Origin of the sequence: Williamsia sp. Leaf354 (assembly GCF_001424365.1) — a bacterium.
Taxonomy (GTDB): domain Bacteria; phylum Actinomycetota; class Actinomycetes; order Mycobacteriales; family Mycobacteriaceae; genus Williamsia_A.
The window spans coordinates 152,481-164,790 of sequence record NZ_LMPL01000005.1 but is presented as its reverse complement, the minus strand read 5'-3'; the positions used below and the strand labels follow the sequence as shown (position 1 = coordinate 164,790).

The 12,310-nt window shown below is 72.4% G+C and carries 1 protein-coding gene (running past both ends of the window); it reads left to right on the top strand.

All 12,310 nt of this window come from inside a single coding sequence — locus ASG12_RS17665, non-ribosomal peptide synthase/polyketide synthase (protein ID WP_156378166.1), on the top strand. Of the gene's 39,915 coding nucleotides, 15,128 precede the window and 12,477 follow it; the stretch shown corresponds to coding positions 15,129–27,438, spanning codon 5,043 (partial) through codon 9,146 (complete); the first complete codon in view begins at window position 2. The start codon and the stop codon both lie outside this window.

The following is a 12,310-nucleotide window of genomic DNA, read 5'->3' as shown; positions in this document are numbered from 1 at the left end:
GATGCTCTCCACCGGAGGAGTGTCGCTCGCCGTCGTGGCCGCGGGGAACACGCCCGAGGCGCTCGTCGAGCACCCCGTCGCGCGTCTCGTCGTGGACTGCTCCGGGTCGATCGACGGCGACAGCCACCCCGTTCGCGACAGCGACCGACGTGCACCCCTGCATCCCGACGACGCCGCCTACACCCTGTTCACGTCAGGATCGACCGGAGAACCCAAGGGCGTCACCGTCTCCCATCGTGCGATCGTGGCGCGGCTGGCATGGATGCAGGACCGCTTCGCGCTCACCACCGACGACACCGTGGTCCAGAAGACCCCGGTCACCTTCGATGTCTCGGTGTGGGAACTGTTCTGGCCGTTGATGACCGGCGCGCGACTCGTACTCGCCGAGCCCGGACGACACGGCGATCCCGTCCACCTGTGCGAGATCGCCGACCGCTGGTCGGTCACCGTCGCCCACTTCGTGCCGTCGATGCTCTCGGCGTTCCTCGACGTCCTCGCGACCTCCGGCACCGCGGCGCCGGCGAGCCTGCGTCTGGTGGTCACCTCCGGCGAGGCGCTCGCCGCGTCCACCGCGCGCGCGACGATGGCCGCCCTTCCCGCCGCGACCCTGCACAACCTGTACGGACCCACCGAGGCCGCCGTCGACGTCACCCACCACGCGGTCACCGGCACCGAGACCCCGATGCCGATCGGCCGCCCGGTGCCCGGCACCACGACGGTGGTCCTCGACGACCGGCTGCGGCCCGTACCCGTCGGCGTCGCCGGCGAGTTGTACCTCGGCGGCGTGCAGCTCGCCCGCGGCTACCAATCGCGGCCCGATCTCACCGCGGAACGCTTCGTGGCCGACCCCCACGGCACCGGGAAACGGCTCTACCGGACCGGCGATCGCGTCCGGTGGAACCGCGCCGGTGACCTGGAGTACCTCGGGCGCAGCGATTTCCAGGTGAAGCTGCGCGGCCAACGCATCGAGTTGGGCGAGATCGAGGCGGTCCTCGCCGCCGCGTCCGGTGTGCGTGGTGCGGTGGTGTCGGTGCTGACCGACACCACCGGTGACGCCCACCTCGTCGCCCACATCGCCGGCCATGTCGACGGTGCGGCGCTCGACCCTGCCACGGGGGCGCCGACGGCCGTCCTCGACGCGGTCCGGGCGCTGCCCGCACACATGCGGCCCACCCGGTGGGTCGTCCTCGACACGCTGCCGCTGACGTCGAGCGGCAAGGTCGACCGCCGGGCGCTGCCGGCCCCCGACCTCCTCCCGGACGCGGGGGAGTACACACCGCCGGTCGACGCGACCGAGGAGATCGTCGCCGCGGTCGTGGCCACGGTGCTGGGTCTGGACAGGGTGTCGGTGACCGACGGGTTCTTCGATCTCGGCGGCACCTCGCTGTCGGCGACACGGGTCGCCGCCCGGGTGGCCGATGCGCTCGGTACCGAGGTCGGGGTCCGCGACGTGTTCGAGGCACCGTCGGTGCGGGAGCTCGCGCAGCGCGTGGCCGACAGTGCCCGTCACGAGGGTCGCTCGGCGGCGCCGCTACGGCCGATGGTCCGGCCCGATCCGATCCCGCTGTCGGCCGCGCAACAGCGGATGTGGTTCATCAACTCCTGGGACCCGTCGCAACCCACCTACACGATCCCGCTGGCGCTTCGCCTGCACGGAGATCTCGACATCGACGCCCTCCGTGCGGCGTTCACCGACCTCGTCACCCGCCACGAGGTGCTGCGCACCCTCTATCCGATCGGCGCCGACGGTGTCGTACGCCAGGAGATCCTCACCCCCGACGCGGTCACCGACGGGGCACGCGCCCTCGACGTGCGGATCGTCGACACCGACGACGAGGCCATGGCGATCGCGCGGAGCGGATTCGACCTCACCGTCGACCTCCCGCTGCGGGCGCGCCTCGCGCCGGTGGGGCAGCAGGCCCTGCTGGTGATCGCGTTGCACCACATCGCCGCCGACGGCGAGTCGATGCCCGTGGTGGCCCGCGACCTGATGACCGCCTACGCGGCCCGTCGCCGCGGTGCCGCACCCGACTGGGCGCCGCTGTCGGTGCAGTACGCCGACCACACCCTGTGGCAGCTCGAACGCGACACCCTCGACGCCGCAAACGTCGACGGACCCCACCGCACACGCCTCGACCACTGGGCGCAGGTGCTCACCGGCGTCGCGCCCGTCATCGACCTCCCCACCGACCGCACCCGACCCGCGGTCGCCTCGACCGACGGTGCGAGCGTCGACCTCGACATCCCCGCCGACATCGCCGCGGCGGCAACGCGGTTCGCGCGTGAGCACGGCGTGACGGTGTTCATGCTGCTCCACGCATCCCTGGCCGCGGTGCTGGCGCGCCTGGCCGCCACCGACGACGTGGTCGTCGGTACGCCGGTGGCCGGTCGGGGCCGCGCCGAACTCGACGACCTCATCGGCATGTTCGTCAACACCGTGGTGCTGCGCACGCCCGTCGACCCGACCGCGCCGTTCACCGACCTGCTGGCCCGAGTGCGCCGCATCGACCTCGACGCACTCGCCCACGCCGACGTCGACTTCGACGACATCGTCGACCGACTCGATATCGTGCGCTCGGAGGCGTTCGCCCCCCTGGTGCAGGTCCTGTTCACCGTCGGCGACGGCACCACGCCGGACGATCCGGGCACCCTCCACCCCGCCGCCCTCCACACGGATGGCATCATCGTGGAACCGGTCGACCTCGAGATCACCACGGCCAAGGTCGATCTCACCATCGGCGTGCAGGCGACACCCGCGGGGACCGATGGTGCTCGGGCGTGGAGAGGGACCATCGCCTACGCCACCGCGCTGTTCGACGAGACGACGGTGCGCGCACTCGCCGACCGGTGGATGCGCCTGCTCGCTGTCGTTCTCGACGCCCCGCACACACCGACAGGTGAGGTCGACATCCTCACCGAGGCCGAGCATCTGGCGGTGCGCGGCATCGGCCCGGTACCCGCACCGATGCTGCTGCCCGACATACTCGCCCGCGCCGCCGCTCGCGAACCGCACGCGATCGCGGTCGTCGACGACCGGATGTCGCTGACCTACGCCGAGCTCGACCGGCTGAGCTCGGCCGTCGCCCGCGACCTCATCGCCGCCGGCGTCGGCCCCGACGACGTGGTCGTCAGCGCCATCCGCCGATCCGCCGCGGTGCAGATCGCGCTGTGGGCGGTTGCCAAAGCCGGTGCGGTGTACTGCCCGATCGATCCGCGCTACCCCGCCGACCGCATCCGCCAGGTCGTCACCGACAGCTCCGCGACCATCGGGTTCGTCGGCGCCGACGTCGCCTCGGGCGCCGAGCCGATGCCGACGGGTCCGCGGTGGATCACCCTCGACGACACCATGATCGCCGCGACCGGCGACCGGATCGATGCCGGTCGGGTCTCGGCCGAACCGGTCGTCGACGCCGACCGGATCGCGCCGCTGCGACCCGACAACGGCGCCTACATGATCTTCACGTCCGGATCGACCGGCGTGCCGAAGGGTGTGCTCGTCACCCACACCGGCCTCGCCGGCGTCGCACAGACCCTGCGGGATCACCACCGCAGCGAGCCGTCGTCGAGGTGGCTCGGCATCAGTTCCCCGGCCTTCGACGCGGCGATGCTGGAGGTGCTCGGCACCTACATCGCCGGTGCGACCATGGTGGTGACCCCGCCCGACATCGTCGGCGGTGTCGAACTCGCCGACTGGATCACCGCGCACGGGGCCACGCACGCGTTCCTCGTCCCGTCGGTCGCCGCGTCGCTTCCCGACCCCACGCGGGTGTCGTTGACCCACCTGCTCGCCGGCGGCGAGGCCGTCACCGACGCCGAGATGGCCCGCTGGGCCGGCACCCGCGACTTCTTCGACGCCTACGGTCCCACCGAGGCCACGATCATCTGCGTCACCTCGGCGCCGTTGACCCCGGGATCGCCGGTGCCGCTGGGTCTGCCGATGCCCGGAACCCACGCGGTCGTGCTCGACGCACGCCTGCGGCCGGTGCCGACCGGGGTCCTGGGAGAGCTGTACCTGATGGGACCCTCGCTCGCCCGCGGTTATCACCGGCGCCCGGGTCTGTCGGCGGAGCGGTTCGTCGCGGCGCCGTTCGGGACACCGGGCAGCCGGATGTACCGCACCGGAGACCTGGTGCGCCGCAGCGCGACCGGCGAACTGTCCTACGCCGGGCGGTTGGATTTCCAGGTGAAGCTGCGTGGCCAGCGGATCGAGCTCGGCGAGATCGAGTCGGTGCTGCTGACGCACCCGCGGGTACGACGCGCGGTCGTCGTCGGTGCCACCGACCCCGACGGGGGCGCGATCACGGCGCTGGCGGGCTACGTCGAGCACGACGGCCCGGCACCCGACGCCGCCGACATCCGCGCGCATCTGGCCGAGTCGCTACCCGCCCACATGGTGCCGAGCACCATCACCGTCCTCGACGCGATGCCGCTGACACCGGTCGGCAAGATCGACCGCGCCGCACTGCCCGCCCCCGAACCCCGCAGCGCCGCCGACGAGGACGCCGAACCGCCGCGCGGAGACGACGAGGTCGCCGTCCGTGCCGTCGTGGCCGAGGTCCTGGGTATCGACGCAGACGCCACCGGCGTGACCGCTGACTTCTTCGCCCTGGGCGGCAACTCGCTGTCGGCCACGCGGGTCACCGCGCGCGTCGCCGACGCCCTCGGGGTTCGCATCGGCGTGCGGGATCTGTTCGAGGCGCCGACGGTGCGCGGGCTCGTGCAGCGGCTGCGCGCATCGACGACCATGGCCGGGGCGGGGGTGACCGCGTCACCGCTGCAGCCGATGTCCCGCCCGGCGCACATCCCGCTGTCCATCGCGCAGCAGCGCATCTGGTTCCTCAACCGCTTCGAACCGACGTCGACGGCGTACGTCATCCCGGTGCTCGCCCACCTCCACGGCCCGCTGGACGCCGCCGCACTGCGGCAGTCACTGCTCGACGTGCTCGACCGTCACGAGGTGCTGCGCACCACCTACCCGGAGACGAACGGCCGCCCGGGACAACGGATCCACGACCTCGACACCGCTGCGTCGATGCTCGAATGGACGGAGACCGACGCCCACGTCGAGGTCGACGGGTTCCTCCCAGCCGAGTTCCTCCCAGCCGAGTTCCTGCCGGCCGGGTTCGACGTCACGATCGATCTGCCCGTCCGGGCGCGTCTGGTGCGCATCGATCCCGATCACCATCTGCTGGTGTTGTCGCTGCACCACATCGCCGTCGACGGCGAGTCGCTGCCCCCGCTCGTCGGTGATCTCGCCGCGGCCTACGCGGCACGCGCGGCCGGGCGTCGCCCGACCCTGCCCCCGTTGCCGGTGCAGTTCGCCGACGTGGCCCTGTGGCAGCAGGCGGTACTGGGGTCGGCCGACGACCCGACGTCGGCTCTGGGGCAGCAGGTCGGATACTGGCTGACCCACCTCGCCGACCTGCCCGACGTGCTCACCCTCCCCGCGGATCGGCCGCGACCGGCGGTGGCCTCGCACGACGGTGGGCGCATCAGGTTCTCGATCCCCGCCGATACCGCCGACGCCGTCCGTGCGGCCTCCCGCGCCCGCGGCGCGACCGACTTCATGGCCGTGCACGCCGCGCTCGCGGTCCTCCTCGCACGGTTGTCGGCGACCGACGACATCGCCGTCACCACACCCGTCGCCGGACGGGGGCAGGCCGCCCTCGACCCGATGGTCGGCATGTTCGTCAACACGCTGGTGCTGCGCAACCGCATTCGCGGCCACGAGACGATCGGTGCGGTGCTGGACGAGATCCGTGCCACCGATCTCGACGCGTTCGCCCGCTCCGACGTCTCCTTCGAGTACCTCGTGGAGCGACTGTCTCCCACCCGCTCGGAGGCGTTCGCGCCGCTGAGCCAGGTGATGCTGTCGGTCGCGGCCGCCGGTGACCGGTCGGACGGCATCACGGCCGGTGGGCTGCGTATCGACCTGGCCGATACTGGAACACCGCCCGCCCGACTCGATCTGGCGGTCAGCGTCGGCACCGGCCCGACCGGATCGGACTGGCAGGGCGAGATCGTCTACGCCACCGACCTGTTCGACGCGACGACCGTGGAGACCCTGGCCGGTCGGTTCGTGCGAACGCTGCAGGCCGTGGCCCGCCCCGACGTCGCGGTCGGCGACATCGATCTGCTGACCGACACCGAACGCCACATGATCGCCGCGCGCAGCGTCGGTCCCGATGTCGCGCTGCCCGCGGAGACGCTGGCCGACGTCGTCGCACGCCGGATCACCGCGACCCCCGCCGCGGTCGCCCTGGTTCCCGACGACGACCACGTCGGCGACGCCATGGACTACACGACCTTCGGTGGCCACGTGTACCGGTTGGCCCGTCATCTCATCGCCGCCGGGATCGGCCCGGAGACGGCCGTGGCCATCCGGATGGACCGGACACCGGCGATGGTCGTCGCCGTCCACGCGGTGATCGCGGCCGGCGGCCAGTACGTGCCGATCGACCCCGACGCGCCCGCCGACCGCGTCGGATACATGATCGACACCGCCTTGGTCCGTCTCGTCCTCACCGATGCGCCCGCGCCGTCGGTCGCCGGTGTCCCGACGATGACGGTGGACCTCGACGACACGGCCGAAGCCATGATCGCCGGGCCGGTCACCGACACCGAGCGCCGCGCACCGCTGCGGCCCGACCACGCCGCCTACACGCTCTTCACCTCGGGATCCACCGGCCGCCCCAAGGGCGTCACGGTGTCGCACCGGGCGGTGCTCAACCGCCTGCGGTGGGGGCTCGCGACCTTCCCGCTCGACGCGACCGACACGGTGATCCTCAAGACGCCCACCACCTTCGACGTCTCGGTGCCCGAACTGTTCGCGCCGCTGATGGCCGGCGCGCGACTGCTCGTCACCCGGCCCGGCGGCCACACCGACCCCGATCACCTCGCCGACGTCCTCGCCCGCCACCGCGTGACGTCGGTGCACTTCGTGCCCTCGATGCTGTCGGTGTTCCTCGACGTGGTCGACGCACACCGGCTCGCGCGCCTCACCGCGCTGCGGTTCGTGTTCGCCTCGGGCGAGGCGCTGTCACCGGGTGTGGCCGCTCAGGTGCGCGACCGGCTCCCGTGGGCCGGCCTGCACGATCTCTTCGGACCGACGGAGGCGGCCGTGGAGGTCGCCCACCAGGCCCTCGACACCGTCGGTCCGGTCGTCCCCATCGGGCGCCCCATCGACAACACCGTCACCCGTGTCCTCGACGACCGGTTGCGTCCGCTGCCGGTCGGCGTCCCCGGCGAGCTGTATCTCGGTGGTGTGCAGGTGGCGCGGGGATACGCCGCCCGTCCCGACCTCACCTCCGAACGGTTCGTCGCCGACCCGCAGGGCCCGGCCGGTACCCGCCTCTACCGCACCGGCGACCTCGTCCGGTGGCGAGGAGACGGGGCACTGGAATACCTCGGGCGCACCGACTTCCAGGTGAAGCTCCGCGGCCAGCGCATCGAACTCGGCGAGATCGAGGCGGTGATGACCGCGGTGCCCGGGGTCGTGCACGCCGCCGCATCCGTCGTCACCGGCGACACCGTGAGCCCGACAGGCGAGAACGCGACCCAGCACCTCGTGGCGCACGTCGCGGGCACCCCGGGGACGCCGATCGACGTCGACGCGGTGCGTACCGCCGTCGAAGCGGCTCTGCCCGAATACATGTGGCCGTCGATGTGGGTGCCGCTCGACGACGTCGTGCTGAACACCGCAGGCAAGCTGGACCGTCGCGCGCTCCCGCGACCGCAGTTCACCGACACCGACGCCGATCACGTGCCGCCGGTGACACCCGACGAACGGGTGATCGGCGAGATCGTCGCCGCCACCCTCGGCGCCGAGCGGGTCTCGGTCACCGCGTCGTTCTTCGCCCTCGGCGGCGACTCGATCATGTCGATCCGCCTGTCGTCGATGCTGCGCGCAGCCGGTTTCGCGATCAGTCCCCGCATGATCTTCGAACACCGCACCGTCCGTGCGCTCGCCGCGGCGACGGCCGCCTCGGCACTCCTCGACGAACTCCCCGGCGGTGCGGTCGGTCCGATGCCCGTCGGGCCGGCGATCGCATGGATGCTCGACCTCGTCGACGGCTCCCGTGACCACGTCGACTTCTCGCAGTCGGCAGTTCTGTCGCTGCCCACCGAGGCGACCGAGGCCGACGTCCGCGCCATCGTCACCGCGCTCGTGGCGACGCACGCCATGCTCTCGGCGAGCCTGCGGCGCGTCGCGGGGGAGTGGCAGCTCACCGCGGGCGCCGGATCGGCCGATGACGTGGTGGTCCGCATCCTCGAGGGGCCCGACCCCCATCTCGCCAACGCCGACCTCTCCGGCGCCGTCCGCACGGCGCACGAGATCGCCCTCACCGCACTCGATCCCGAGGTGGGTCGGCTCGTCGCCGCCGTGGGCGTACGTGACGCCGATCCGTCGCGTCCCGGGCGGCTGGTGCTGGCCGTCCACCACATCGGCGTCGACGCCGTCTCGTGGACGACGGTGCTGACCGGGGTGGCGACGGCGTGGTGGCAGCGCACATCCGGCGCGCCGATCCGGTTGACCCCGCCGGCCACCTCGATGCGGCGGTGGACAGGCGTGCTGACCGACCTGGCCGAGCGGGACGGCGAGATCCCCCTGTGGGCAGAGCATCTGGCCGTGGCAGCCCGCTCGAACGGTCGCCTCGCGCTCGATCGCCGACGCGACCGACAGTCGACCGTCATCTCGACGGCTGTCGACGTCCCCGTCGACGTGACCGACGCGATTCTCGGGGCGGTCGCCGACGCCTACCGCACGGGCGTCGACGCCGTCCTCGTGGCCGCGCTGGTCGACGCGCTGACGGAGGCGTTCCCCGACGAGGCAGGCGTCTCGGTGCTGCTGGAGAACCACGGACGCGAGGAGCAGGTCGCTCCCGGTGCCGATCTCGCGGGCACGGTCGGCTGGTTCACGGCGTTCGCGCCGGTGTCGGTGTCGGGACACGCTGGTTCGGTCGACCTCACCGTCAAGGCGGTCAAGGACGCGCTGGCACGGATGCCCGACCGCGGCATCGCCTTCGGACCCCTGCGATACCTGCGTCCCGGGTCACCGCTGCGTACCGCGGCCCTGCCCCCGGTGACGCTGAACTACTTCGGCAACACGGGAACCGACACCGCGAAGAACGGTGTCGTCGACTTCACGCCGGTGGCGGACGGCCCGTCCCTGCCGCCGTCGGTCACGGGCGCGATGGTGGCGACGGCTGCGCTCACCGTGTCGGTCAGCACGATCGCCACCGCCCACGGACGCGTGCTGCACGCCGACTTCGCCCACCCCGCAGGCGTCCTCGGCCGCGACGATGTCGCCGGGATCGCCGCGCGGTGGTCGTCGGCGCTCACGGCGATTGCCGCGCACGTCCGCGCCGTCGGCGATCCCGGGCCCAGCGAGACCGACCTCGCCGCGACCGCGATGACGCAGTCCGAGATCGACACCCTGCGTGCGAGCGAACCCGGTGCGACGCTCTGGCCGCTCACCCCGCTGCAGCAGGGCCTGTACTTCCAGGCCGAGATCGCCGCCGGCGCGCACCTCGCCGACTCCCCGCACGACGAGGTCGACGTCTACGTCACGCAGTCGGTCATCACCTTCGGCGGCCCGGACGCGGCTGCCGACGACGCCGACGAGGCGATGCACGCGGCCGCCCGACTCCTGCTGGACCGCCACCGCGTCCTGCGCTCGTCGTTCCGCCGCACCCCGGCCGGACACGTCGTCGCCGTCGTGCCGACCACCGTCGAACCGGACTGGCGGGTGGTCGATCTCACCGATCGCACACCCGACGATGCAGCCGACGAGGTGGCGCGCATCGCCCGCGCGGAGCAGGCCACCCGTTTCGACCTCGCCGTGCCGGGACTGATGCGTTTCGTGTGGGTCCGCCATCGCCTCGGCGACGGGCTTTCCGACACGACCACACCGGAGACGGGCGCATCGCTGATCATCTCGGCCCACCACCTCCTGCTCGACGGGTGGTCGGCGCCCCTGGTGCTCAGCGAACTTCTCGCCGCGCGCCACGGCGTCGACACCCGCCGCGCGGGTGGGCGTGACTTCGGCGTGTTCCTCGACTGGTTGTCCCGCCGTGACCGCGACGCAGCACTCACGGCGTGGCGCGACGCCCTCACGCCGGTCGAGGGGTCCACCCTCGTCGCCCCCGGTGCCCGACCGCGCACCGATGTGCCGCCCGCGGAACGGTCCCTGCACCTCACCGCGGAGACCGTGCGCGGCCTGAGCGCGGCGGGTCGACGCGCCGGCGCCACCACCTCGACGGTGCTGCAGGCGGTCTGGGCGATCCTCCTCGCGCGCATGACGGGCCGCGAGACCGTCGTGTTCGGCGAGACCGTGTCGGGCCGCCCGCCGGAGATCGACGGCGTCGAGTCGATGATCGGTCTGTTCATCAACACCCTGCCCGTCCCGGTGACGGTCGGCGCCGATGACACCGTGGGCGATCTCCTCGGCGCGCTGCAGCAGTCGAAGGCGCGGCTCCTCGACCACCAGCACGTCGGACTGGCCGAGATCGCCTCGGCCACCGGCGACGCCGCGGTGTTCGACACCCTCGTCGTCTACGAATCGTTCCCGGTGGACCGCGCCGCGGTCGCCGGGTCCGGGGCAGCCACATCGGGACTCGTCATCCGAGGTGTCACCTCCGCCGACGCCACGCACTACCCGCTGACCCTCGTGGCCGTGCCCGACGGCGACGAGATGGTCGTCCGGGTCAAGTACCTCCCGTCGGTGTTCGACGACGCGCGCATCGCACAGATCACCGACGCGGTCGCGACGCTCGTCGACGCCGTCGCCCACCGCCCCACCGCGCTCATCGCCGACCTCGACCTGATGACCCCCGACCTCGCCGCCCGCGTCGACGCCTGGTCGACGGGGCCGATCACCCCGCTTCCGTCGATGGCGACCGCCTCGGTGGTCGCCGGTCTGCGGCGGCAGATCCGCGACACCCCCGACGCGATCGCGCTGCGCGCCGACGGACGCGCGGTCACCTACGCCGAGTTCGGGGCGCGCGTCGGCACACTGGCCGCGACCCTGCGCACCCGCGGGGTGGGTGCTGGAGACGCAGTGGCCGTGGCCATCCCGCGGTCGATCGAGATGGTCGTCGCCGTGCACGCCGTCGTCGCCGCCGGCGGCCACTACGTCCCCCTCGACACCGACGCCCCGCACGATCGCATCGCGTACATGCGCGACACCGCCGGCAGCTCGATCGTCCTGGTCGGGCCGGGCGGCGCCCCGGCCGCGATCGGGGTGTCGGGCGACGCGCTCGTCGTCGATGCGACCACACCCGTCGACGTCGACGCGGCCGGTCACGAGTCGGGAGACTCCGACGGCCTCGACGGGACTGCGGTGGACGGAGCAGAGGCGGCGTACACCCTCTTCACCTCCGGATCGACGGGACGCCCCAAGGGGGTCACGGTGTCCCATGCCGCGATCGCCAACCGTCTGGCGTGGATGCAGGACCGCTACCCGATCGGCGGCGACGACGCCGTCCTGCTCAAGACACCGGTCACCTTCGACGTCTCGGTGTGGGAACTGTTCTGGCCGTTAGTCACCGGGGCGACCATGGTGATCGCCGACCCCGACGGGCATCGCGATCCCCGCTACCTCGCCGACCTGATCGACCGGGAACGCATCACCACGGCGCACTTCGTGCCATCGATGATGGCGGCGTTCGTCGATGTCCATCGAGGCGCGACATCCCTGGTGTCGGTGCGGCAGGTGTTCGCCTCCGGCGAGGCGCTGACCCCGGCCACCGCCCACGCCATGCGGGCGATCACGCCGAATGCGCGGCTGCACAACCTGTACGGACCGACCGAGGCCGCCGTCGACGTCACCCATCACGAGGTGTCGGCCGACGACGCCACCGTCCCGATCGGGCGTCCCGGCTGGAACACCGTGACCCGGGTGCTCGACGCCCGTCTGCGACCGGTGGCGCCGGGCATCGTCGGCGAGCTCTACCTCGGGGGAACTCAGCTCGCCCGGGGCTACGCCTCGCGCCCCGACCTCACCGCCGACCGCTTCGTCGCCGACCCGATCGGCGGGCCCGGCGAACGGCTCTACCGCACCGGGGATCTCGTGCGCTGGACACCTGACGGTGAACTGGACTATCTGGGACGCAGTGACTTCCAGGTGAAGATCCGCGGGCAGCGGCTCGAACTCGGCGAGGTGGAGGCCGTCCTGGCCGCGGTGCCGGGTATGTCGGTCGCCGCAGCGACGGTCGTCGGCACGGGCGGGGACGAACGCCTCGTCGGATACCTCGCAGGCGACATCGACCTCGCCGCGGTGGAACGGCATGTGCGCGCCGAGCTCCCGGCC